Below are 23957 nucleotides of genomic sequence, written 5' to 3'. Positions count from 1 at the left end.
TCAGCGCGCCTGCTGGAGCATGATCTGAATCTGCGCATCCGAGGGCACGCCGATCATCATGTCGGCGCGACCATCGGCCTTGCGCCAGATCACCACCGGCACGCCAAACAGCTTTTCGCTGTTGTAAAGCGCGAGATTGGCCGCCAGTTCGGCGCGCACCTTGGGGGTGATGGACTCCGCCGGCTCGATGCCGCCACCGGGTTGGCCGTTGGCGGCAAAGTCGTAGTCGTTCTCGTTTTTGTGAAAGGCCGCCAGCGGATCGGGCGACTGCAGAATGGCCGCCGCCTTGGGCAGGCTGCTGGGGGTGAGCATGCCCAGCGGAATCCAGCGGAACTGCACCCCGTCCTTGCCCACGAAGGCACGCAGCTTCTTGAACAGCTCATGGCAAAATGGGCAGTTCGGGTCGAAAAAAATGTAGAGCGCGCGCTGCCCCGTCCCCTCGGCGATGAACGTGGCCTTGCTGATATTCGCCAGAATGCCCTCGGCCTGCCGGGCGCTTTGCGCCCAGGCGGCGGGCCAAGCGGCCATCAACGGGGCGGCCGCCAAAGCCCGCAACAAATGACGGCGATGAATGAATTGAGGCGAAGGCATGTGGGTCTCCCTGTTGTATGGATGGATCAACAGCGTCAATAATGCCGCAGAATCTCACCCTCAGCACACTGTCCACCATGATGCTCACCCTACCCGCCGCTCATAGCGCCTGGACCCAGCCCAATTTCGGCGCTGTATTGCTGGCCGAGTTGCAACAGACCGGGGCGCTGATCGACCCGTTGCAGCAAGGCATACGCCGCGGCAGCCACGCCCTGACCGACGACGTCAGCCTGATGGTGCTGCAGCGCAGTGAAGGCGACGACGATCTGCGGGTGAAGGCGGGGCTGAGCTACTTCAGCATCATTCCGGGCTGCGCCTGCGAAGCCGACCCGACGCCGATGAGCGAGCTGCCCGAGTATGTGGAACTGCGCGTCGCCATCCGCCGCACCGACAGCGCGGCCACGCTGGAACTGCTCGACGACTGACGCAACTGTTCAAGATTCAAGGCGCCAGGCGTTGGCGCTTCCAACGGCCATCGGCCTGTAGCGCATACGCCAGTCGGTCGTGCAGACGGGAGGGCCGCCCCTGCCAGAACTCCCAGGCATCGGGAATCAGACGATAGCCGCCCCAGTGCGGCGGACGCGGCGGGCAGATGCCGTAGCGCAGACCGAATTCCGCGGCGCGTTTGAGCAGGACGGCGCGCCCGTCGATGGGCTCGCTCTGCGGCGAGGCCCAGGCGCCGATGCGCGAGGTCAGCGGTCGGCTGGCGAAATAAGCGTCCGACTCTTCGGCACTGACCTGCTCCACCCGCCCCTCGATGCGCACCACGCGCTCGAGCTCTACCCAGTGGAACTGCAGCGCGGCAAAGGCGTGCGCCGCCAGCTCACGGCCCTTGCGGCTGTGATAGTTGGTGTACCAGACAATGCCGCGCGCATCGACGTGTTTGATCAGCACCACGCGGGTGGAGGGGCGGCCGTTTTCGCCCACGGTGGCCAGGGTCATGGCATTGGGCTCGGGCACCTGCGCGTCCATGGCCTGCTGCAGCCAGTGCTCGAACTGTTTGAGCGGATCGGCCTCGGCGTGGGCCTCGTCCAGTTCGGCCCGGCTGTAGTCTTTGCGCAAATCGGAAAGTGATTTCATGCAGGGAGTATAGAAATGGAGCCCGGCAGGCTCCTTGCGGAGGATGTGACTGAAGTCACAATCATGTATCAAAATTTTTCAATATTGCGTTCAATCAATATCAATCAGCGACCGCGCGCCCACAATTCCGTACCATTTTTCTCAACTATTACCCACACCATGTCCACGACTTCCGCACCGCAATCCGCCGAACCGGCGCACGCCAGCAGTTGGCTGGCCCACTTCCCCATCACCCTGTTCGCCACCGTCATGGGCACGACCGGCCTGGCCATCGCCTGGCACAAGTCGGCGCAGGTGCTCGCCATGCCGCACGGCGTGGGCATCGGCCTGAGCTATGTCGCGCTGGCGCTGTTTGTCTTGCTGCTGCTGGGCTATGGCGCTAAGGCCCTGCGCTACCCCGGCGAACTCAGGGCCGAGTTCAACCACCCGGTGCGCATCAGCTTCTTCCCGGCCATCTCCATCAGCGCGCTGCTGCTGTCCATCGCCTTTTTGCATGTGCAGCCCGTCTGGTCGCAGGCCATGTGGTGGGGCGGCATTACGCTGCATCTGGTGTTTACCGTGGTCATCATGTCGTCGTGGATTCACCACTCGCACTACCAGATTCAGCACTCCACGCCGGCCTGGTTCATTCCGGTGGTGGGCAACATTCTGGTGCCCATTGCCGGCATGACGCACGGCTCGCTCGAAATTTCTTGGTTCTTTTTCAGCGTCGGGCTGGTGTTCTGGATCGTGCTGCTCACGGTGATGATGAACCGCTTCTTCTTCCACCCGCCGGTGCCCGCCAAGCTGCTGCCCACGCTGTTCATCCTCATCGCGCCTCCGGCGGTCGGCTTCCTGTCGTATCTGGCGCTGGATGGTGGCGTGGTCGACAACTTCTCCCGCGTGCTGTTCTATGTGGCGCTGTTCACCACCCTGCTGCTGTTCTATCAAATCCCGCAGTTCCGCAAGGTGCCGTTCTTCATGTCGTGGTGGGCCTATTCCTTCCCGCTGGCCGCCATCACAATCGCCTCGCTGACCATGGGCAGCAAGATCGGCAGCGGCTTTCTCATGGGCCTGGGCGGAGCGCTGCTGGCGCTGACCTCCGCGCTCATCGCCCTGCTCGTGGTGCTCACCCTCAAGGCCATCGGGGACGGCAAGGTGTTCATCCCGGAATGAGGGCGGACTTGCTGGGGCGCGACTCAGGGTAACTGTGCTTTACAGGCGGCGTGACGCTGCTTAATGTGAAGCCGTGACTTTGAAGCCGCCGCCCCAAGGAGGCCGCCGTGTCCGAACAGAACGCCGTCGTTCCTCATGCGCCTTGTGCACGGCCGTCCTCGCCGTCAAGGCGGCGTCTATTGCGGCTGGCCCTAGCGTGGCCTGCCGCGACCCTGCCACTGTTTTGGCAGTCCCCCGCGGCTGCGGCGGCGAATTCCAGCGCGGAATGGTCGGCCGACCCCGAGGCGGCCCGGGCGGCCAAGCTGCTCAAGGAGATCGGCTCGGCGTATTGGATACAGGAGGGCGCCGGGCCGCGCATCGTTTACATCTTTTTCGATCCGAATTGCCCGTTTTCGCACAAGCTCTACCTGGCCACACGGGCGGAGGTCGGCAAAGGCGGATTGCAGTTGCGGTGGATTCCGGTGGGGCAACTCGAAGCCAGCAGCCCGGGCAAGGCTGCGGCCATTCTCGCCGCGCACGATCCGCTCAAAGCTTTCCACAAAAACGAGGACGACTGGAACTTCGGCGACAGCCCGGCAGGCGGCATCCGCCCCCTGGCCCACCCCAGCGCCCGGGTGCTGCATCAGCTTCAGACCAACGCCGCGCTCATGCGTCAGGCCAATTTGCACACCTTTCCGGTCATGCTCTATCGCACCGCCAACGGCCGCGCCCACCTGATCGTCGGCCTGCTGCCGGAAGATGCCATCGTGACCGTGCTGCGCAGCGCCAGTTGACGCGCGGTCCTGAGCTACTTCACGCTCGCGAGGATGTCCTTGAGCTGCTGCGCATCAGGCGGGCCGACGACGAGCATGGCGTCGCCCTGTTTGTCGCGGTAGAGCAGGGTGGGCACGCCCGGAGATTTGGTGGCTTCGAGCAAGGCGTTGTTGGCGTTGAGCATGGCGCTTGTGGCGGGCAGTACCTTGCTGGCCGGGGTGATGCCGCCGCCCTGCCCTGTCGGCCCTTTGCCGTAGGTGTTCTCGTTTTCGTGAAACGCTTTGAGACGGTCTGGCGCCTGAAGAATGGCGGCGCCTTTGGTCACGCTGGTAGGGGTGAGCACAGCGACGGGCACCCAGCGAATCTCCAGTCCGTCCTTGCCCACTTTCGGGCGCAGGTTGGTGTAGAGCTCGTGACAGTAGGGGCAATTGGCGTCGAAAAAGATGTAGATCACGCGCGGCCCACGGCCTTCGGTGATGATCGTGGCCTTGCCCATCTCGCCGAGCACTTTGACGGCGTCGGGGTTCTGGGTCTGCTGGGCGCTGGCAAAAGGCGCCAGACCCATGACGCTGGCCGCGACGACGGCGGCAAAGGCGGTGCGCAACGCAGCGCGGCGATTGAAAATCATGCGGAGTCTCCTCGTCTTGTTGGGTGTTTGTCGGCGCAGTATGCCGCAAACACAGCGCGCGCGCAGAAGACCTGAGGCCGAGCTCCAACGCTTACTTGGCCGACGCCATCTCCGCTTTGAGCCGGGCCAGATCGGCGTCCACCCCGGTGGAGGTGCGCAGCTTATCGAGCGCTTTCTCGGTGCTGTCGCGCTGGTCCAGCGGATCGCTGAGGATGCCGGCCTCGGTCATGCCTTCCAGGGCTTCGGCCTTGGCCTGCATCTGAGACGTCTTGTCCTGCACGCGGCGCATGGCGTCACCGACATCGGCCAGTCCCGTGCCCAAACCGGTGAGCGACTCGGACACGCCGACCTCGGCGCTGGCGGCTGCCATCTGGGTTTTCATCACCTCTTTCTGCGTGCGGAACTGTTCGATGCGATCCTGCAGCTTGCTCTCGTAGGCGGTGAGCTTCTCGGCCTGCGCGGCCACGCTGTCGTGCGCCTGTTGCAGCGAATCGATCTTTTGCTGCGCGGCCTGCTTTTCGCCCAGAGCGGCGCGTGCCAGGTCTTCGCGCTGCGCCTGCAGCGCCATGCGGGCGTCGGCTTCGGCCTTGTCGGCATCGTGCTTGGCAGCGGTCATCTGGTTTTCCAGCGAGATGCGTTCGGTGATCACATCGGCCAGGTGCCGCTTGGTGTCCTGCAGCGTGGTGATCATTTTTTCGTAAGACAGATCCAGCGTCTGCGCCGGGTCGTCGGCGTGGTTGAGAAAGGTGTTGACGCGGGCTTCGAGAATTTCAGCGGCGTGTTTGAACAGGGTCATGAGAGTTCTCCTTCAGGTCAAAGATGGTTCAGTCGTTCACTGGAATGACGAGTTGCGGGTTGAGCGCATCCACCAGCGCGTCGGCCTGCTCCATCGCCTTCACCGCGGTACCCACGGCGAAGAACTCGATGACATGCGGCTGCCAGTTGTGCGAGCCTTCGTGCAACTGCACGCCGGTGATGCCGTCGGCCTGCGCGGCGGCGGCTTCGTGCTGCATGCGCTCCATTGCCAGTTCGCGGGCGTCGTACATGGCCTGGGTGAACTGCGCCAGCTCCACGTTGTTGCCCAGATTGCCGAGCGAGCGCAGCGCACCCTGGTGGGCGACGTGATAGACGCACGAGCCCATGACCATTTCCATCGGCCGGTAGCCCGACTTGAGCAGCATCCAGAAATCCTGCCCCGACAGGTCGGAGGTGAAGGGCTTGCCGCCCACGCCTTTGAAACCGGGGTCGCCGGTGCGGTGGGCAATGGCGGTGCCGATGGCCATGAACTCCAGAATGTCCTTGTCCCATTCCATGCGCTTGACCTCCAGCCGCAGGCCGACCACGCCGTCGGCGCGCAGCAGAATGGCCTCCTGCTCCATGCGGCTCATGGCGAGTTCGCGCGCCTGATACATGGCTTGCGACAGCACGTCCATCTCCATGCTGGTGGACCACTGGCCGTACTGAATGCCGAGGTGGTAGACGCAGGAGCCGACCACCAGGCCCAGCGGCTCGAACCCGGCCTGGCGCACCATGACGAATTCATTCACCGACAGGTCGGAGGTGAAGATGCCCTCGTGGCTACCCTGGGCGCGCAGGCCCTTGAGCCGCTCCACCGCGTGGGGCGCGAGTTGCTCGGCGGCGGAAGCTGCGGGAGTTTCGGTCTGAGGCAATGCGGTTCTATCGTTCATGATGGTTTCCTAGGGTTGGGAGCGAGGAGCTTCGAGCTGACGGTCCGCCAGGCTGAATGTGGGGCAGACACGGGAGCGCAGCGGACGGTTGGGCTCGTAGGCCACGGCGGTGCCGATGGCGATATAGCGGCACTGAAAGCGCGGCGGCTCGCCGCCATCGCCCTCTTCGCGCGCGAGTTCGCTGTATTCGGTATGCGCCAGCACCGAGGCGTTCAGCCTTTGGCCGTCGCTGCGCAGATGTTCAATGGCGCTCAGGCGCACATGCTGCTGAAAGGCCGAGAGTTCGCTCAGTTCAGCATTGCTCCACAGCGCACCGGCCTGATACGCCGTCTGCGCCGAAGCGCCGAAGGGCGCGCCGCCCATCATCCCGAACCCCGCGCCGTAGGCCGAAGCACGCGGCAGATACCAGTCGAAATGCGCGCCGATGGCAATGCCCACGGGCACCGCCCCATCATCGAGCAGACGCACGAAGTGCAGCGCCGACACCGTGGCCACCGCCGGGTCGGTGGAGGGCGGCAGACCGCGAATGCGCACCGCGGTGCCGGTGAGCGCGAAATCCACATCGTTCGGCCCCTGCCCGGCATGCGCCTGCAAGGTCACGTCGACCACTGCGTTGGCGCCCAGCAGCGCGGCCTCCAGCCGCAGGCGGTCGAGGGCGTGATGCCAGCCGTCGTAGTGCCCGTCCGACCAGGAGTAGTCGAAGTGGTACCAGCAATTGCCGTTGACCATGCCGAGCGGCTCGATGCCGTGAATGCGCTGCGCCAGCATTTCCGCCGGGGTGGCGGTACTCACCCAAGGCAGCTCGCGCCGCGCCGTGGCGGCCAGGCGCGCCTTGACGAAATCGGGCAGGTCATTGCCAGGCAGCGCCTCGGCCCAAGCCTGCTGCCGCGCCAGTTCATCGGCGCTGAGCGCACGCGGCGCGGCCAGGGTGTGGGCGGACGCGGTGAGCCCGTCCACCGCATGGCGCGCGTCTTGCGCGACGCTCTCGGCGCGCTGCTTCAAAGTGTTCCAGAGTGACATGCTGTGCTCCTTAGAGGGTGTAAACAAAGCCTCTCAATGCATCAGAAAATCATGCAGCGACTGGCTGGCGCGCTGCAGTTCGCCAGACTGCGAAAACAGCGCTGCCAGCAGGCTCTGCATCCACCCGGCCAGACTCAGTTCGTCGCGCTTGAGGATGACCCCGCCCACCACCCGGGCGCGCTGGGTGTGCACCCCGGAAGGATGGCGTTCGAGCAGGTAATGAAACTCCTCGGTGCGCACGGTGATGCTCTGCACATGGCTGGTCTTGGCGAACAGGCCGTCGCGCTTGCGCACCACATCCACCTGGCCCGGCAGATCGCCTTCGAGGCGCGCAGCCAGACCCTCGACAAAGGCCTGGATGTCGGCGCTGGAGCGGCGGATCCAGGCGGCTTGCAGATCGATCTGGTTGGCGTCGTCCGCGCCGGGATCGGTGGGATTCAGAGTGTCGTTCATGGGTAGGGAGCGTGGTGAGGGAACATCGAGGCCAGCCGCGGCGCGCGGGTGCCGCGCAAAATCACCGGAACCACCGGCATGTCGGCCCGCAGCGCCACCTCAGACGGGCCGAGGTGAAAGCCGAGCAGACCGGGGTCGCGGCGCAGCTTGCCGCTGGAGGTCTTGCGCACCGTGTGCAGCGGGGCCAGCACCCCCTGGTCGGGCGCGCCGAACATCACCACACAGTCTTTGTGCACCCCGGCCAGTTCGCTCACGGCGAGTTCGACTTGGCGCGGATAAATATTTCGCCCGCCGCGAATGATGAGGTTTTTCACCCGGCTGGTGATGTAGGTCTCGCCCTCGACGCGGTAGGCCCGGTCGCCGCTGTCGAGCCAGCCGTCGCGCGGCAGCGTTTGCGTCGGCTCGAGCTCCACCGTTGCCGCGTGTGCCCCGGCGCTGTTCGGCGGCGGCCCCTGGTCATTCTCACTGCGCGCAGATTCCATGTCCGGCTCCTGCCAAGCCGCGTTCGCCCTGCTGGCGCCGCGGGTTTCGCTTCACGCTCAATCATGGGCGATGAATGTTGGATCGGCAGCGTCCAGAAAAGTGCGGTGCCTTAAGACTCGCCAAAGCGAAGCCAGGAATGGCGCCTGAGAGCGCCCCCAGACCTGCCGCGTTCGCGTCAGACCCCCCGAGGGGGACGAGCAACCTCAGGGCCCGATCGACTGCAGCCAGGCCCGTAGGGCAGCCTGATCGCGCGGGGCGCCCATCGCGAGTTGCGCTAGTCCGCTGCGGTCGCGATAGACCGCCAGCGGCACGCTTTCATACACCCCGGCCTGTTTGAGCACGCCGACATTGGCCGCGAGGATGCGGCCAGTGGCTGCCGTGATTTGCCCCGCGCCCGGTAGCACCGGCGCAGGGCGGTTGGGGTCGAGCCCATGTTCTTCGGTCGCGCGAAACGCCTGCAGCCGGTCTTTGGCCTGCAGGATGGCGGCCGCCTTGGCCGCGCTGCTCGGCGCAAGAATGGCCACGGGCACCCAATCGACCTGCAAACCGTCTTTGCCAACGTAGGGGCGCAGCGCGCTGTAAAGCTGTCGGCAATAGGGGCAATTGGGGTCGAAGAACACGGTAAGCACGCGCGGGCCCTCCCCTTCACGAATGCGCGTGGTCTTGTGCAACTGCGCGAGCACCTGCGCCGCGGCCCGGATGTCGGGCGCAACCCCGGTCTGCACCGCGGGCGAAGCCGCCTGCTGCTGGGCCTGAACGGGTAGAGCGCCCAGACAAAAAGCGGCACCGCCGAGGCAAAGAAGTCGAGAACAAAAACGTGATCGGACCATGGCATCGCCTTTCGCAACTCAGGAAGTCATCCTGATCAGCCACTCACTTTGCGATACGCCCCCAGCAAGGCGCTGTGGTTGACGCTGGCTTCAAAGTTGGGGCCTAGGGCGCCCAGGCCCCAGAAGCGTTGTTCCTGGTTGAGCAGCGCAAGGGCTAGGTCGAGGGTGTCGCTGCCATAAAGCAGGCGCAGCGCGGCGGCGTAGGGTGAGGCGTCTTGCAGCTTGAGCAGATCGGCGATGCAGCGGAAGACTTTGAGCCGTTCCGGGCTGCGCTGGCCATACTGCGCGATCCAGGCGCAGCCTTCGAGAATGGCATCGTCATCGCCGCTGGCCAGCGCCAGCAGCAGCTTGAGTTCGCCGATCTTGAGCCCGGCCCAAGCGGTGTCGGGGTCGGGTGCGAGACCAATGAGCACGCTCACCGGGCGCTCGTCGGCCAGTTCCAGTTCGACGATTTGGTCGTAGAGCGCAACGCATTCGTCCCCGGACAATTCCGGCAAGCGGGCGATGTCGGCGCGCAGCGCAATGCCTACGCTGTTGTTCTCGTATTCGAGTTCATCCACCGGGTAGATTTCGCTCACCCCGGGCACGAGGATGCGGCAGGCGTAAACACCGAGCTGGGTGAAGTCGGCGACATAGATCTGATGGCCCTCGGCGTGCAGCGCGGCCACCGACCAGTGGTAATCCTGTTCGGTGGAGGCGCCGAAGTTCCAGTCGGCAAAGTCGAAGTCGGGCGTACTGCGCAAAAACTCCCACGACAGCACGCCGCTGGAATCGACGAAGTGGATTTCCAGGTTCTGCGGATCGGCAATTTCGGCGAGATCGAAGCCGGGCGCGGGAAATCCGGCCAGCGCGTCGAGCGCGCGGCCCTGCAGCAGTTCGGTGAGAGCGCGCTCCAGCGCGATCTCGAAATGCGGGTGCGCGCCAAAGCTAGCGAAGCAACCCTGGTCGCCGGGGTGCAGCAGGGTGACGTTCATCACCGGGTAACGCCCGCCGAGTGAAGCGTCTTTCACCACGATGCCGAAGCCCGCCTCGCGCAGGCCGCGGATACCGGCGGCAATGTGCGGGTAGCGCGCGATCACGTCCTCGGGCACGTCCGGCAGACATAGCGCTTCGCGGATGATGCGGAACTTCACATGACGCTCGAAAATTTCCGACAACGCCTGGGTGCGCGCTTCCATCAGCGTGTTACCGGCCGACATGCCGTTGCTCACATACAGATTGCCGATGAGGTTGACCGGAAAGTAGGCGGTCGCGCCGTCGGACAGGCGCTGATAGAGCAGCGCGCAAATGCCGCGCGCCACGTTGCCGGAGTTGAGGTCGACGAGCTGCGCGGCAGGCACCGCTTCGTCCGGGTTGTAGAAGGCGCGCAATTCCGGGTTGAGCAGCCCCTCGGGCCAGGCGTCGCCGTTCAGCGGGAACCAGCGCTCACCCGGCGCATGCACATGCGCACGGTGGGCTATTGCCTCGCCCAGGTAGAAATGCGTCCAGAAATAATGGGTGGACAGGCGCTCGGCAAACTCGCCCAGCGCGCTGGCCCGCGCCGCCAGCTCGGAGGCGCCCTTGCCGTTGGAGAACAGCAGTGCGCAATCGTGATCGCGCACATGCACCGACCACACACCTTCCACCGGATTGAGCCAGGAGCGCTCTTCGAGGTGAAAGCCCAGCGCGCTCAGCTTGCTGCGCAGCGTGGCGATGGACTGTTCGAGCGAAGCGTCCTTGCCGGGAATGAAATGTTCGGGGGAGGTCATGGGCGGGGCCGGTGGAGAAGGGCGCTCAGCATAGAGCCTGCGCCCGCCGCCCCGCTGTGCGCTGTGGTTAGCTCTCGGTGCTTGGCTTGGCGCTGCCGGAGGGGACGGAGTTCGGCGGCGCAGCGCTACCGTGATCTTCGCCCGGCGCATCGGTACTGTCGGGTTTATTGGCCTTGCGCTGCAGTTTCTCCTGCTTTTTGCGCTCTTTGGCGAGTTCTTTCTGACGCTTTTCGTAGGAGTAATTTGGCTTGACCAATGGGGTGTCCTGGTGAGTGGTGAAAGAGGCCTTGCAGCCACTAAAGACTTTGGGGCGCGAAGCGGGAATGCCACATGCTATCGAAGGTCGCGGCCCGGACTCGCCGCATCAAGCATTTTTCGCGTCGAGTCGGTGCTGCGCGGCCAGTTCCATGATGCGCTCCAACTCGACATCACGAATGCCGATGTCGCGCAGCGCCTGCGCAGTGCGCGCGACGTAATCGAATGTGGTGCCGTAGCGGCCACGGCAAGTGCGCAGAATGTCGAGCAACTGCGCGTCGTCTAGTTCACCGGTATAGCTCGGGCTGCTGGGCCGCAGGGTAAACGCGAGCGCCTGCACCACGCCCTGCGGAGTGCGGCAGGCAATCCAGCGCGGGTCATAGACGGCGCGAGGCATTTCGCGCTTCCACAACTGGCGCAGTTCGCGCTCGGCCCGACTTTGGGGCACGCGCAGGGCAATGCCGCTGCAGGAACCGCCGGACATCAGCGCGAACACCAGGCCGGGCGCTTCTTCCGTGCCCCGGTTGATGCGCGACCACATGCGCAGCGTGCGCCGCCAACCCCACACCCGCGCCGGACGCACTTCGTCATGCACGACTTCCGGGTTCCAGATCAGCGAGCCGTAGCCGAACACCCAGAGGTCGCCATCAGGGCGGCTGGCCAGCGTGGCCTCCAGCATGTCTTGCGGATCCCGCCCCGGAAACTGGGGCAGGCCGTGATCGTCATCGGCTTCGCGCATCATCCCGGCATTGTCCGAGAAACCCGGCTGCACCGACCCTATATAGATCAGCAAACAGATCAGCAAACGGGCGACCTGTCATGGTCGGACGCTGCATCAACGTGGCAACACGGTGCTGCCCATCAAAAACCGGTCGATCTCGCGCGCGGCCTGGCGGCCTTCGCGGATCGCCCACACCACCAGGCTCTGACCACGGCGCATATCGCCCGCGGCGAACACCTTGGGCACATTGGTGGCATAGCCAGTTTCGTCTTCGGTGCCCGCCTTGGCATTGCCGCGCGCGTCCTTGTCGATGCCGAAGGCGTCGAGCACACTGCCCACCGGATGCACGAAGCCCATGGCCAGCAGCACCAGATCGGCAGGCAGGGTGAACTCGCTGCCGGGCACTTCCTGCATGCGGCCGTCTTTCCATTCGACGCGGCAGGCCTTGAGCTGCTTGACCTTGTTCTTGTCTTTGCCGGTTCCGGGGATGAACTCTTTGGTGGCCACGGCCCAGTCGCGCGAGCAGCCTTCTTCGTGGCTGCTGGAGGTGCGCAGCTTGATCGGCCAGTACGGCCAGACCAGCGGCTTGTTCTCTGCCTCAGGCGGCTGCGGCATAACCTCGAACTGGGTAACGCTGGCCGCGCCGTGGCGGTTGCTGGTGCCCACGCAGTCCGAGCCGGTATCGCCGCCGCCGATCACCACCACATGCTTGCCCGTGGCCGTGATCTGGTTTTTCAGCTTGTCTCCGGCGTTGACCTTGTTCTGCAGCGGCAGAAACTCCATGGCGAAGTGAATGCCATCGAGTTCGCGCCCCGGCACCGGCAGATCGCGGGGAAACTCGGCGCCGCCGGTCAGCAGCACCGCGTCGAAGTCGGCCTGCAACTGAGCGGGAGTGAGGGTCTCCTTGGCCCAGTTGGCCACAGTGGCGCCGGGGCCGTCCTTGGGCAGTTCGGCCACCAGCACGCCGGTGCGGAAGGTCACGCCCTCGGCCTGCATCTGCGCGATGCGACGGTCGATATGGCTCTTTTCCATTTTGAAATCGGGAATGCCGTAGCGCAGCAGGCCGCCAGCGCGGTCGTTCTTCTCGAACACGGTGACAGCGTGCCCCGCACGGGCGAGTTGCTGCGCCGCCGCCAGCCCAGCCGGGCCGGAGCCGACCACGGCCACGGTTTTGCCGGTTTTGTGCGCAGGCTGCTGCGGCGTCACCCAGCCTTCGTTCCAGCCCCGGTCGATGATGGCGTGCTCGATGGACTTGATGCCCACCGGCGCTTCATTGATGCCCAGGGTGCAGGCCGCCTCGCACGGCGCGGGACAGATGCGGCCGGTGAACTCGGGGAAGTTGTTGGTCGAGTGCAGCACGTCGAGCGCGCGCTTCCAATCGCCCTGCCACACGAGGTCGTTGAAGTCGGGAATGATGTTGTTGACCGGGCAACCGTTGTTGCAGAACGGAATGCCGCAGTCCATGCAGCGCCCAGCCTGCGTCTTGGCCTTGTCTTCCGGCAGTTCGTGGACGAATTCCTTCCAGTGCTTGAGCCGCACGGCGGGGGCTTCGTACTGTTCTTCCTGCCGCTCGAATTCCATGAATCCGGTGATTTTTCCCATGATCGATCCTTGTTCGTGGTGCTTGAACGATGCACTTCAGTTATTCGGCACGCTGGCGTGGCCGACGGGCGCTTTGGCTTTATCCGTGGCGGCCTGCGCCTCGCGCTTGGCAGCCATTTCACCCAGCGCCCGCTTGTACTCGTGCGGGAATACTTTGACAAAGCGGCCGCGCGCCTCTTCCCAGGTGTCGAGCAGTTCACGCGCGCGCTGCGAGCCGGTCCAGCGCAGATGGTCTTGCAGCAGCTTGCGCAACTGGGCTTCGTCGGTCTGGCCGCGGTGCCATAGCGCTTCGGCCTGCTGCGCTTTCTGCTCGGCCGCCGCAAGCACCTTGTCGAGAGCCACCATGGAGGTATTGCAGCGCTTGGCGAACTGGCCGTCCACGTCGTAGACGTAAGCCATGCCGCCGCTCATGCCGGCAGCGAAGTTGCGGCCGGTTTCGCCCAGCACCAGCACCGTGCCGCCGGTCATGTATTCGCAGCCGTGGTCGCCCGTGCCTTCGACCACGGTGGTCGCGCCGGAATTGCGCACCGCGAAGCGCTCGCCGGCCACGCCGCGGAAGAAGGCTTCGCCTTCGATCGCGCCGTAGAGCACGGTGTTGCCGACGATGATGTTGCTCGGCGCGTCGCCACGGAAATCGAGGCTGGGGCGCACCACCACGCGGCCGCCCGACAGCCCCTTGCCGGTGTAGTCGTTGGCTTCACCGATGAGGTAGAGCGTGATGCCGCGGGCGAGGAAAGCGCCGAAGCTCTGGCCGCCCGTGCCTTCCATCTGGATGTGGATGGTGTCGTCGGGCAGGCCGTCATGGCCATAGCGCCGCGCCACTTCGCCGGAAAGCATGGCGCCCACGGTGCGGTTGACGTTGCGCGCGTTCTGGATGAACTGCACTTTCTCGCCGCGTTCGAGCGCGGGACGGGCGCGTTCAATCAGCACATGATCGAGCGCCTTGGCGAGGCCATGATCCTGCTCCTCGGTCTGACGGCGCGGCACGTCGGCAGGCACATCGGGCTGATGGAACACGCGGCTGAAATCGAGCCCGCGCGCCTTCCAGTGCTCGACGCCCTTGCGCGCGTCGAGCAGCTCGGTGCGGCCGACCAGATCGTCGAACTTGCGCACGCCGAGCTGGGCCATGATGGCGCGCACTTCCTCGGCGATGAAGAAAAAGAAATTCACCACATGCTCGGGCTTGCCCGAAAACTTTTTGCGCAGCGCCGGGTCTTGCGTGGCCACGCCCACCGGGCAGGTGTTGAGGTGGCACTTGCGCATCATGATGCAGCCCTCGACCACCAGCGGCGCGGTGGCGAAGCCGAATTCGTCGGCACCGAGCAGCGCGCCGATGACCACGTCGCGGCCGGTCTTGATCTGGCCATCCACCTGCACGCGGATGCGGCTGCGCAAGCGGTTGAGTACCAGGGTCTGCTGGGTTTCGGCCAGGCCGATTTCCCACGAGGACCCGGCATGCTTGATGGAGGACAGCGGCGAGGCGCCCGTGCCGCCGTCATGCCCGGCGATGACCACATGATCGGCCTTGGCCTTGGCCACCCCGGCGGCCACCGTGCCCACGCCGCTTTCGGCCACCAGCTTGACACTGATGGACGCGCGGGAATTGGCGTTTTTCAGATCGTGGATGAGCTGGGCCAGGTCTTCGATGGAATAGATGTCGTGGTGCGGCGGCGGCGAAATAAGGCCCACGCCCGGCACTGAGTAGCGCAGCATGCCGATGTACTCGGACACCTTGCCGCCGGGCAACTGCCCGCCCTCGCCGGGCTTGGCGCCCTGCGCCATCTTGATCTGGATCTGGTCGGCGCTGGCCAGGTATTCGGCGGTGACGCCGAAGCGGCCGGAAGCGACCTGCTTGATCTTGGAACGCAGCGAATCGCCTTTTTTCAGCGGAATGTCGCTGACGACGCGCTCGGCGCCGAGCACGCTGCCGAGGGTGTCGCCGTCCTGGATGCCGCTTGAACCCGTGCGCATTTCAGGCCGGTAGCGCAGCGGGTCTTCGCCGCCCTCGCCGGTATTGCTCTTGCCGCCGATGCGGTTCATCGCCACCGCCAGGGTCGAGTGCGCTTCCGTGGAAATGGAGCCCAGCGACATGGCGCCAGTAGCAAAGCGCTTGACGATCTCTGCGGCCGGTTCCACCTCATCGATGGCAATGGCCTTGCTGGGGTCGATCTTGAACTCGAACAGGCCGCGCAGGGTGAGCATGCGGCGCGACTGGTCGTTGATGATCTGCGCGTATTCCTTGTAGGTGTTGTAGTTGCCGGCGCGGGTGGAATGCTGCAGCTTGGCGATGGCGTCGGGCGTCCACATATGTTCTTCGCCGCGGGTGCGCCAGGCGTAGTCGCCGCCAGCATCGAGCATATTGGCGAGCACGGGCGAATCGCCGAAGGCTTCGCGGTGCATGCGCAGCGCTTCTTCGCCCACCTCGAACACGCCGATGCCTTCGACCTGCGTGGAAGTGCCGGTGAAGTATTTGTCCACCAGCGCGCGCGACAGGCCCACAGCCTCGAAGATCTGCGCGCCGCAGTAGCTCATATAGGTGGAAATGCCCATTTTGGACATCACCTTCTGCAGGCCCTTGCCGATGGCCTTGACGTAGTTGGCGATGGCCTTCTCGGCGCTGAGATCGCCCGGCAGGTCTTTGGCCATTGCCGCAATGGTGTCGAGCGCCAGATACGGGTGCACCGCTTCGGCGCCATAGCCCGCGAGCACGGCGAAATGATGCGTTTCGCGCGCGCTACCGGTTTCCACCACCAGCCCGGTCTGGGTGCGCAGGCCGTGGGCGGTGAGGTGCTGATGCACCGCGCTCAAGGCAAGCAGCGCGGGAATGGCCACCTGCTGCGCGCTCATGTGGCGGTCGGTGATGATGAGAATATTGTGACCGCTCTTGAGCGCATCCACCGCTTCGGCGCAAATGGACGCAATGCGCGCCTCGATGCCTTCATGCCCCCAAGCCACCGGATAGCAGATGTCGAGCTCGAAACTGCGGAACTTGCCGCCGGTGTGCTGGGCGATGGAGCGCAGCCGCGCCATGTCGTCGTAGTCGAGCACGGGCTGGCTGACTTCCAGCCGCATGGGCGGATTGACCTGATTGATGTCGAGTAGATTGGGCCGCGGGCCGATGAACGACACCAGCGACATCACCATGTTCTCGCGGATTGAGTCGATCGGCGGGTTGGTCACCTGCGCGAATAGCTGCTTGAAGTAGTTGTAAAGCGGCTTGGCGCGGTTGGACAGCACCGCCAGCGCGGCGTCGTTGCCCATCGAACCCACCGCCTCGTCGCCCTTTTCGGCCATCGGCGCCATCAGGAACTTGAGGTCTTCCTGGGTGTAGCCGAAGGCCTGCTGGCGGTCGAGCAGGGGGATGGGCGAGGGCTCGGCGTGGCCCAGATGATCGAGGTCGTCAATGCGGATGCGCAGGTTTTCGATCCACTGACCGTAGGGACGCGCACTGGCGAGCTGGCTCTTGATTTCCTTGTCGTCGATGATGCGGCCAGCCTCCATGTCGATGAGGAACATCTTGCCCGGCTGCAGGCGCCACTTCTTGACGATATGGCTCTCGGAAATGGGCAGCACGCCCGACTCGGACGCCATGATGACCAGATCGTCGTCGGTCACGATGTAACGCGCCGGGCGCAGGCCGTTGCGGTCGAGCGTGGCGCCGATCTGGCGTCCATCGGTAAAGGCGATCGCGGCGGGGCCGTCCCACGGCTCCATCATCGCGGCGTGATACTCGTAGAAGGCGCGGCGGCGCGGGTCCATGAGCGTGTGCTGCTCCCAGGCCTCGGGAATCATCATCATCATGGCGTGCGACAGCGGATAGCCCGCCATCAGCAGCAGCTCAAGGCAGTTGTCGAAGCTGGCGGTATCGCTCTGGCCAGGGTAGATCAGCGGCCAGAGCTTTTGCAGATCGGCGCCGAGCACCGGCGAGGACACGGCGCCCTCGCGCGCGCGCATCCAGTTGTAGTTGCCCTTGACGGTGTTGATCTCGCCGTTGTGCGCCACCAGCCGGTAGGGATGCGCCAGCGGCCACTCGGGGAAGGTGTTGGTGGAAAACCGCTGGTGCACCAGCGCCAGCGCCGACACCACGCGCGGGTCTTTGAGGTCTTTGTAATACTCGCCCACCTGATCGGCCAGCAGCAGGCCCTTGTACACAATGGTGCGCGCCGACATCGACGGCACGAAATACTCTTTGCCGTGACGCAGATCGAGCTTCTGGATGGCGTGGCTGGCGGTCTTGCGGATGACGAACAGCTTGCGCTCCAGCGCGTCGGTCACCATCACATCCGGGCCGCGGCCAATGAACACCTGGCGGATCACCGGCTCCTTGGCCCGCACCGTGGGCGACATCGGCATTTCGGCATCGACGGCCACATCACGCCAGCCGAGAAGTACCTGGCCTTCGGCGCGGATGGCGCGCTCGATTTCCTGCTCGCAGGCCAGACGCGAAGCCTGCTCGCGCGGCAGGAAGATCATGCCCACGCCATACTCGCCCGGCGGCGGCAGTTCCACGCCCTGCGCCGCCATTTCTTCGCGGAAAAAAGCGTCTGGAAGCTGGATCAGGATGCCCGCGCCGTCGCCCATGAGCTTGTCGGCCCCCACCGCGCCGCGATGGTCGAGGTTCTTGAGAATGAGCAGACCGTTTTGCACGATGTCGTGCGACTTCACCCCTTTAATGTGCGCCACGAAACCCACGCCGCAGGCGTCGTGCTCATTTTGCGGGCAATAAAGCCCGTCGCGGGACAGGGCGGCGATTTCGGCGCCAGGGGCGGAATTTAGGGGCGTGGACATGGCAGGCTCCGCAGTGAGTCAACAAGAGTCTGCGAATTTACTGCATCGCAGCACGCGACGCAACAAAAATTCAATATTCTGTCCCTATTAAATAGGAGAACTTGAAATCGATAAAAATAAAAAGGGACAGATTATTCTCACTGAGGCGGGCTAATCACGAGCAACTTTCATGCGCGGACGCCCCCGACGGGCAGGAGCCAGCCGTCGCCCACTCTCAGACTCCAACTCCGTCAGAAACGCCGCATCACCCACTGCGAGGCCGCTGCGCAACGCGGTCTCCAGCGCCTGGCATTGCGGCGGCGCGACGCCGTGCGCCAAGCGCTCGCGGTAGGTAGCCTCGCGGGCAAAGGGCGTGTTGCCCAGTTGCCAGTAAGCGTCTGGCGCCGAAAGCAGCGGAGGTCGTGCACCGCCTGATGGCACCTCGCCGCAATGCGCCGCCAGACTGCTCCAGGGCCAGGCGGCGGCACCGGCCAAGTCGGCGCGGTCTGCCGCGCGGTCGATCCACACCATCGCGGCCAGCTCCCAAACGCCGGGTTGCACCAGCGCGCTCTGAAACCGTCCGGCCCAGGCCGGTGCGCGCCGAATGGGCGGCGACGCCCCGGCCGATTCCGCCGACGCCGTGGCCCGCGCGCGACTCGCACGCCGCGCCAGCCCCTGGACATAGTGCGAAAGGTCGGCAGCGCTCTGCGGCGAGAGCAGCAACAGCACCGCTTCGGGCAACACGGCATAGCCATGCAGCCGCACCGAAGCCAGACTCAGCCCCTGCGCCATCCACAACACAAACAGATCGCGCTGGGCCGACGTCGCCAGAGGCGAAGCGCCGGGCGCGGCCTGCAATCGCACCAGATGCGCCCGTCCGGGGCGGCAAAAGCGAGCTTGCCGCGCCATCAGCGGCGCAGCGCCTCGCGCAAGGCAGCGATTTCGTCGAGCAAATCGAGCACCAGGGCAGCGGCGGCGGGATTGAGTTCCAGCTCGCGCTGCAGCCGCACCGCGCGGCGAGCCCGTGCCAGCGCCTCGCCACTGAAGCGCCATTGCGCCACGGCGCTTGCGGGCTGCATCGGATCGATCACGCCCTCTTCGACCAGATGCACGATCTGCGTACGCTCCACCCGGCAAAGGGCACAGACCTGGTCGACCGTGATGTCGATCTGTTCTTCCAGCACCACGCCGACCAAGGGCGCGGCATTCGCGTTCGAGGGGGCGTTCATGATTGAGCTCCTTGGTACAGCGCGGCGCGCGGGTTGAAAGCGGGAAAATCTTCCTGCTGACGACGGTAAGCCGAGCGTGCGGCCTCGGTATCCGCCGGGGGCAGCGCCACTTGCGCGACCACATACAGATCACCCGGCGTAGCCCCGGGGATGCCGCGGCCCTTGAGCCGCAAGCGACGCCCGCTGCCGGTGGCCGGGGGAATTTTGAGCGCGACCTTGCCGTCAGGCGTGGGCACATTGACTTCAGCGCCCAGCGCCGCTTCCCACGGCGCCAGCGGCAGGTCGATGAACACGTCGCGCCCTTCCACGCGGTAGAGCCCGTGGGGGTTGAAGCCGATTTCCAGATAAAGATCGCCCGCGCCACCCTCACCCGGCGCGCCCTGCCCCACCAGACGGATGTGCTGACCGGCGCGCACCCCTTTGGGAATCTGCACCCGCAGAGTGCGCTCGCGCGTCACCACATGGCCCTGCGCATCGACTTCGGGCATGCGAAGGTTGAGCGTTCGGGTCGCGCCCCGGTAGGCGTCTTCCAGATCGATGAGGATTTGCGCATGGTGATCCTGCCCACGCAGGTGCATGCCTTGGGCTCCCGGCCCGCCCTGGCCCGCCCCCGCGCGCCGCGCGCCGCCTGCGCTGCGCGCGAACAGGGCCTCGAAAAAGTCGCTGAAATCGGCCTCGTTGCCCGGCATGCCGCCGCGCTGCTCGAAGCCCGCGCCCCAGTCTGGCGGCGGCTGAAAGTCTTGACCGGCGCGCCAGTTGCTGCCGAGCTGATCGTAGGCCGCGCGCTTTTCCGGGTCTTTGAGCACCTCGTAGGCCTCGCCCAATTCCTTGAACTTGGCCTCGGAACCGGCTTCCTTGTTCACGTCCGGGTGGTATTTGCGAGCGAGCTTGCGGTAGGCGCGCTTGATTTCGTCTTGCGTCGCGCTGCGCTCCACGCCCATGACCTTGTAGTAATCCTTGTAGTCCATCGTGCGTTCCTGTGCGGAAAATGAATTTTGTGATGAAGTGGGGACGGAATCTGAATTTGCAAAACGCTGAGCGCTATTTTCCACCGCATCGGTGCCTCGCAACCACGACCGTCTTGCTCGCCTAGAATGGAAGAGAGTGAATCCGCTGCGGCAGGCTTTGTCCTGCAAATCCCCAGGCGGAACTCTGCGCGGGTCAGGGTGCCCGCCCGTTGACGCCGTCAACGCCCGAGCCGGTTTCAACTGATGTCCGGCTGCTCAATTTTCCATCGCCGCCATCACACACCGCACGGATGAACACCACGACAACCCCGACCGAAGACACTCCTCAGCCTGAACGCTTTTCCGACCTGGCGCTGGACGCGCGCATTCTGCGCGCCGTCAGCGATATGGGCTACGAAAAACTCACACCCATCCAGGCCAAGGCCATTCCGCTGTTGCTGGATGGGCGCGACATCATGGGCGCCGCGCAGACCGGTACCGGCAAGACCGCCGCGTTCTCCCTGCCCATCCTGCAGCAGCTCCTGCCGCTGGCGTCGACCAGCGTGTCGCCGGCGCGCCACCCGGTGCGCGCGCTGATGCTGGCACCCACGCGCGAGCTGGCCGATCAGGTCTACACCAATCTCAAGGCCTATGCCAAGCACACGCCGCTGCGTTGCGCCTGCGTGTTCGGCGGCATGGATATGGCGCCGCAGAAGGCCGAGCTGCGCACCGGGGTCGATCTGTTGGTAGCCACGCCCGGGCGCCTGCTCGACCACCTCGAAGCCAAGACCGTCAACCTGGGCCAGGTGCAATTCGTGGTGCTCGACGAGGCCGACCGCATGCTCGACATCGGCTTCCTGCCCGACCTGCAGCGCATCCTCGGCTTTTTGCCCAAACAGCGCACCACCCTGCTGTTCTCGGCCACGTTCTCCACAGAGATCAAGCGACTGGCGCAGAGCTATTTGCAAAACCCGCTGCTGGTCGAAGTGGCCCGCCCCAACGCGACCGCGACCAATGTGGAGCAGCGCGTCTATCAGGTGGAAGAAGACGACAAGCGCGCCACCCTGGTGCAACTGCTGCGCGACAACCCGCTGCCGCAGGTGATCGTGTTCGTCAACAGCCGCCTCGGCGCCGGCCGACTGACCCGCTTGCTGGAGCGCGACGGCATCAAGGCCGCAGCCATGCACGGCGATAAATCGCAGGCCGAACGCCTCACCACGCTGGAGGCCTTCAAGCGCGGCGAGATCCAGGCGCTGGTCGCCACCGACGTGGCCGCGCGCGGACTCGACATTGCCGAACTACCCGGTGTGGTGAATTACGACGTGCCCTTCAGCGCCGAAGACTATGTGCACCGCATCGGCCGCACGGGTCGCGCCGGCGCCTCCGGCCTGGCCATTACCCTGGCAACGGCGCGCGACGCGCGCTCTCTGGCCGATATTGAGAAGCTGATCAAACGTCAGTTTGAAAAGCAGACCGTATCGCTTGAGCGCGCGCCTCGGCCGCGCCGCGATGCGGACGAGACGCGGGAACACCGCAGCGCGCGTGCGCCTCGTGCACTGCCGGGCGAAATCGGCTCCTCGGCGCCGGTGCCTGCACGCGTTTCACGATCTTCGCGGCAGGACCCCTGGTTTGACAAACCCTATGAGGCCGACCCGAATGCCCAGCCGGTTTGGGAGGCCGCATCGGCCTCATCCGCAAGCGGCGTGCGCTCGACGTCCTCAAACATCCGCCCGCGACGCAAAATCGCCGCCCTGCTGGGCGGAAGCGATCCGAAATAAGCCGATTCGGCTAAGCGAAGAAGGTCAAGCCTCTTTCTGCTCGCCGCCCTCGCGGGGAAGAAGCTTGAATTGCGACGAGTCGGGTTCGACAGGCTCAGCCTTTGAAGTCTGCGGCTCCAGCGGCAACTCGAAGTCCAGATCGAGATGTGGCGGTTCTGAGAGAGTCGCCAGTTCCACATGCTCCACCTCGGTGGCGGGCATGCCTTCAGGAAAGCGGTCACGCGCGACTGCGTACAACATCAGCAGATCGCGGTAGGCCGCCAGCTCGAAACCCATGCGGTGTTGATGCGGGTCGTCGAGCAACATGCGCTCGAGCGCGTTCACGATCTGCGGTTCGCCCCAGGTCATGGTGATGAGTTTCATCGCACGGTCGTAATCCATCAGATCGCGGCCCTGCGATTGCCGCAAGGCATCGGCATCCGCCTCCCAAGGCGGCACGGCCACGTTGAAGCGACGCTGAAAGCGGCTGTAGAGCGACTCGAATTCGGCCTTGCGCCCATGCTTGCGGTACAGATCGAACAGCAGCAGATAGGGCAGCGCGAAGCTGTCGCTGGCACTGTCGTCGAGCGATTCTTCGAGCAGGGCCATGGCGCGGTCTTCGTCGCCGGTTTCGATGAAGTATTCGGCCAGATGCCCGGCGTCCATCATCTCATCGACATGCACCTGCTTGTCCTGGCTCATGGGCTGCATGAAGCGCGAATCCCAGTCGATTCCGGAGTCTCCCGAGTCTCCCCATTGGCCCGCTTTGGCGGATTGGAGAGAGGGCGCGTCGATTTCGGGCTGCAAAGGTCGGCCGTCCACCAGCGGGGCCAGACCAAAAGGCAGAACGGCTGGCGCGATGGTGCTGGCCTGCACCGACATCGAGGTCATGGCCACGGTGGGCGCCTGAGCAGAGGCGGCCCGCTCGGGTTCCGCCGCAACCCGGTGGCTCACAGGGGCTGACTCGAAGGGGCTGCGCGACAGACCCGGATCGGCACCGCGCCGCCACAGCCAGAAACTCAGCAGCGCGAGCGCGATCAGCGCCGCGACCAGGGCGTACACCAGGCTGGCGGAATAGCGCTGCGCCCTCGTCTGGGCCAGCTCGGTCTGCGACTGCTGCAACTGCTGTGAGGCTTGCTCGAACTGCCGTTGCAGCACATTCGCCCGGTCCTGCAGAGCGTTGATCTGCTGCAGGGTCGGCTGGGCCTCGCCCGGGGCAGCGGTCGCGTCCATGATGAGCTGGCGCAGTTGATTGAGCTGGCTGCGCTGCTCGGCGCTGAGGGCGGGCACAGTCGCGGGAAGCGCGGTCGCTAGACGCAGTTGCGGCACAGCGGCGAAGTCGGCCGCGTTGAAATCATCGAGTTCGAGTCGGTTGCCTGCATGAACCGGCGCGGGCGGCGCCTTGAGGGGCTCAGCCCGGCGGCGCTCCACCTTCGCTTTGGCGGGTTCATGCCCTTCGTGGCGCGCAAGCTCTTGCCGCGCTGACACGGGCGCCTTCGGGCGTTCAGCTTTCGGCGCGGCCTTTTTCACGACTGGCGCCTCAGACGGCGACTGACGTGACCCCGGCGTTTGCGCTGGCGCCGCAACCTCGCTGGACGGCGTCTGCCCCGCAGAAGAATTGCCAACCGCACTGCCTGCGACCATCGGCAATTCGGGCGTCGGCGGATCGACCAGCAAGGTATAAACCTGGGTGCGTTGGTACTGGCAGGCCAGGTGCAGACGCACGATCAGAATCGGCTCGCGCAGCGCTTGCTGGCTGCGCAGTAACAAAGTCAGACCGTCAGCCGACGGCTTCGAAGTGATCGCCAGCGCCCCCACCCCGCCGCCAAACTCGCCCGATTGCGCCTGGGCCTGCACGCACGACAGCGGCAAGGACTCCTGCGCATCGAGATGCACCGGAATCGTCATCTGCAGGGTACGGCCGAGTTCGGCGCGCGTTTGCGGGGCGCCGATCATCAGCGCCTGCGCTGGAGTCACGAACTGCGCCGCGAGCCCGACCGCAACCATCCAGGGCCGCAAGCACAAGCGCAGGCCATTGCAAGTCGTGAAAAAAGAGGCGAAACGGCGGAAAACTGAGGGCATTGCAGCGCAAATAAGGGCCGACATCAAAATGTGTCGAATAATTCGAAAGCAATGTATCACGCAGCTTTCATTCCAATTGGCGCCAACAAAATCCAGATGAAAAGGGTGTGAAAAAATTAACAATCGCCTGATTTTCTGTGGGAAACACCCCACAGTCCCCGGCCGCGC

22 protein-coding genes are annotated in these 23957 nt (G+C 64.9%); 4 read left to right on the top strand and 18 right to left on the bottom strand.

Features of this window, described 5'->3' with window-relative positions; translation table 11 throughout:
* Positions 1 to 591, bottom strand: coding sequence for a thioredoxin fold domain-containing protein (locus BIO17B3_RS14135; RefSeq protein WP_156054526.1), 591 nt, complete (start codon positions 589 to 591; stop codon positions 1 to 3).
* A gap of 41 nt (positions 592 to 632) precedes the next feature.
* On the opposite strand from BIO17B3_RS14135, the gene BIO17B3_RS14130 reads away from it, so the two are divergent.
* Positions 633 to 1016 carry a hypothetical protein gene (locus tag BIO17B3_RS14130; RefSeq protein WP_156054525.1) on the top strand — a complete coding sequence of 128 codons (384 nt, stop codon included), beginning with the start codon at positions 633 to 635 and terminating at the stop codon, positions 1014 to 1016.
* Between the two features lie 16 nt (positions 1017 to 1032).
* Here BIO17B3_RS14130 and pdxH read toward each other — a convergent pair whose 3' ends face one another.
* A complete protein-coding gene (gene pdxH / locus BIO17B3_RS14125) occupies positions 1033 to 1671 on the bottom strand; it encodes a pyridoxamine 5'-phosphate oxidase (RefSeq protein ID WP_156054524.1) in 639 nt (212 codons plus the stop codon).
* A 159-nt stretch (positions 1672 to 1830) separates the two neighbouring features.
* On the opposite strand from pdxH, the gene BIO17B3_RS14120 reads away from it, so the two are divergent.
* On the top strand, positions 1831 to 2826 hold the full coding sequence (locus BIO17B3_RS14120; RefSeq protein WP_232054301.1) for an SLAC1 anion channel family protein: 996 nt from the start codon (positions 1831 to 1833) through the stop codon (positions 2824 to 2826).
* 107 nt (positions 2827 to 2933) lie between these two features.
* Positions 2934 to 3599 (top strand): thioredoxin fold domain-containing protein, encoded by a 666-nt coding sequence (locus BIO17B3_RS14115; RefSeq protein WP_156054522.1) that lies wholly within the window; start codon positions 2934 to 2936, stop codon positions 3597 to 3599.
* A gap of 14 nt (positions 3600 to 3613) precedes the next feature.
* Here the strand turns inward: BIO17B3_RS14115 and BIO17B3_RS14110 are convergent, their stop codons facing one another.
* The 15 genes from BIO17B3_RS14110 to BIO17B3_RS14040 all read right to left on the bottom strand — a co-directional run bounded on the left by BIO17B3_RS14110 (position 3614) and on the right by BIO17B3_RS14040 (position 19971).
* Complete coding sequence (locus BIO17B3_RS14110; RefSeq protein WP_156054521.1) at positions 3614 to 4207, bottom strand: thioredoxin fold domain-containing protein; 594 nt, start codon at positions 4205 to 4207, stop codon at positions 3614 to 3616.
* A gap of 91 nt (positions 4208 to 4298) precedes the next feature.
* Positions 4299 to 5003, bottom strand: coding sequence for a PspA/IM30 family protein (locus BIO17B3_RS14105; RefSeq protein ID WP_156054520.1), 705 nt, complete (start codon positions 5001 to 5003; stop codon positions 4299 to 4301).
* A gap of 28 nt (positions 5004 to 5031) precedes the next feature.
* Entirely contained in the window at positions 5032 to 5895 is an 864-nt protein-coding gene (locus BIO17B3_RS14100; protein WP_013104955.1) for a heavy metal-binding domain-containing protein, read from the bottom strand.
* 9 nt (positions 5896 to 5904) lie between these two features.
* Positions 5905 to 6915, bottom strand: coding sequence for a hypothetical protein (locus tag BIO17B3_RS14095; protein ID WP_156054519.1), 1011 nt, complete (start codon positions 6913 to 6915; stop codon positions 5905 to 5907).
* A 33-nt stretch (positions 6916 to 6948) separates the two neighbouring features.
* Positions 6949 to 7368 carry a hypothetical protein gene (locus BIO17B3_RS14090; RefSeq protein WP_156054518.1) on the bottom strand — a complete coding sequence of 140 codons (420 nt, stop codon included), beginning with the start codon at positions 7366 to 7368 and terminating at the stop codon, positions 6949 to 6951.
* Entirely contained in the window at positions 7365 to 7850 is a 486-nt protein-coding gene (locus BIO17B3_RS14085) for a hypothetical protein (protein WP_156054517.1), read from the bottom strand. The genes BIO17B3_RS14090 and BIO17B3_RS14085 overlap by 4 nt, the downstream gene beginning before the upstream one ends.
* Positions 7851 to 8054: 204 nt before the next feature.
* Positions 8055 to 8681, bottom strand: a complete 627-nt coding sequence (locus BIO17B3_RS14080) for a thioredoxin fold domain-containing protein (RefSeq protein WP_156054516.1) — start codon at positions 8679 to 8681, stop codon at positions 8055 to 8057.
* 35 nt (positions 8682 to 8716) lie between these two features.
* Positions 8717 to 10429, bottom strand: a complete 1713-nt coding sequence (ycaO, locus tag BIO17B3_RS14075) for a 30S ribosomal protein S12 methylthiotransferase accessory factor YcaO (protein ID WP_156054515.1) — start codon at positions 10427 to 10429, stop codon at positions 8717 to 8719.
* A 67-nt stretch (positions 10430 to 10496) separates the two neighbouring features.
* Complete coding sequence (locus tag BIO17B3_RS14070) at positions 10497 to 10685, bottom strand: hypothetical protein (protein ID WP_156054514.1); 189 nt, start codon at positions 10683 to 10685, stop codon at positions 10497 to 10499.
* Positions 10686 to 10793: 108 nt separating this feature from the next.
* On the bottom strand, positions 10794 to 11426 hold the full coding sequence (locus BIO17B3_RS14065; protein WP_156054513.1) for a gamma-glutamylcyclotransferase: 633 nt from the start codon (positions 11424 to 11426) through the stop codon (positions 10794 to 10796).
* A 93-nt stretch (positions 11427 to 11519) separates the two neighbouring features.
* On the bottom strand, positions 11520 to 13007 hold the full coding sequence (locus BIO17B3_RS14060; protein ID WP_156054512.1) for a glutamate synthase subunit beta: 1488 nt from the start codon (positions 13005 to 13007) through the stop codon (positions 11520 to 11522).
* A gap of 36 nt (positions 13008 to 13043) precedes the next feature.
* Entirely contained in the window at positions 13044 to 17795 is a 4752-nt protein-coding gene (locus BIO17B3_RS14055; RefSeq protein WP_156054511.1) for a glutamate synthase-related protein, read from the bottom strand.
* A gap of 150 nt (positions 17796 to 17945) precedes the next feature.
* A complete protein-coding gene (locus BIO17B3_RS14050; protein WP_156054510.1) occupies positions 17946 to 18683 on the bottom strand; it encodes a hypothetical protein in 738 nt (245 codons plus the stop codon).
* Complete coding sequence (locus BIO17B3_RS14045) at positions 18683 to 19003, bottom strand: chaperone modulator CbpM (RefSeq protein ID WP_013104944.1); 321 nt, start codon at positions 19001 to 19003, stop codon at positions 18683 to 18685. The genes BIO17B3_RS14050 and BIO17B3_RS14045 overlap by 1 nt, the downstream gene beginning before the upstream one ends.
* Complete coding sequence (locus BIO17B3_RS14040) at positions 19000 to 19971, bottom strand: DnaJ C-terminal domain-containing protein (protein WP_156054509.1); 972 nt, start codon at positions 19969 to 19971, stop codon at positions 19000 to 19002. Before BIO17B3_RS14040 ends, BIO17B3_RS14045 begins: the two co-directional genes overlap by 4 nt.
* A 290-nt stretch (positions 19972 to 20261) precedes the next feature.
* On the opposite strand from BIO17B3_RS14040, the gene BIO17B3_RS14035 reads away from it, so the two are divergent.
* Positions 20262 to 21728 (top strand): DEAD/DEAH box helicase, encoded by a 1467-nt coding sequence (locus tag BIO17B3_RS14035; RefSeq protein WP_156054508.1) that lies wholly within the window; start codon positions 20262 to 20264, stop codon positions 21726 to 21728.
* 24 nt (positions 21729 to 21752) lie between these two features.
* Here BIO17B3_RS14035 and BIO17B3_RS14030 read toward each other — a convergent pair whose 3' ends face one another.
* A complete protein-coding gene (locus BIO17B3_RS14030; protein ID WP_232054300.1) occupies positions 21753 to 23684 on the bottom strand; it encodes a hypothetical protein in 1932 nt (643 codons plus the stop codon).
* Positions 23685 to 23957 lie beyond the last annotated feature (273 nt).

The organism is Thiomonas sp. OC7, from assembly GCF_900634595.1.
Classification (GTDB): Bacteria; Pseudomonadota; Gammaproteobacteria; order Burkholderiales; family Burkholderiaceae_C; genus Thiomonas; species Thiomonas arsenitoxydans.
This window is presented reverse-complemented; position numbering and strand designations above follow the sequence as displayed.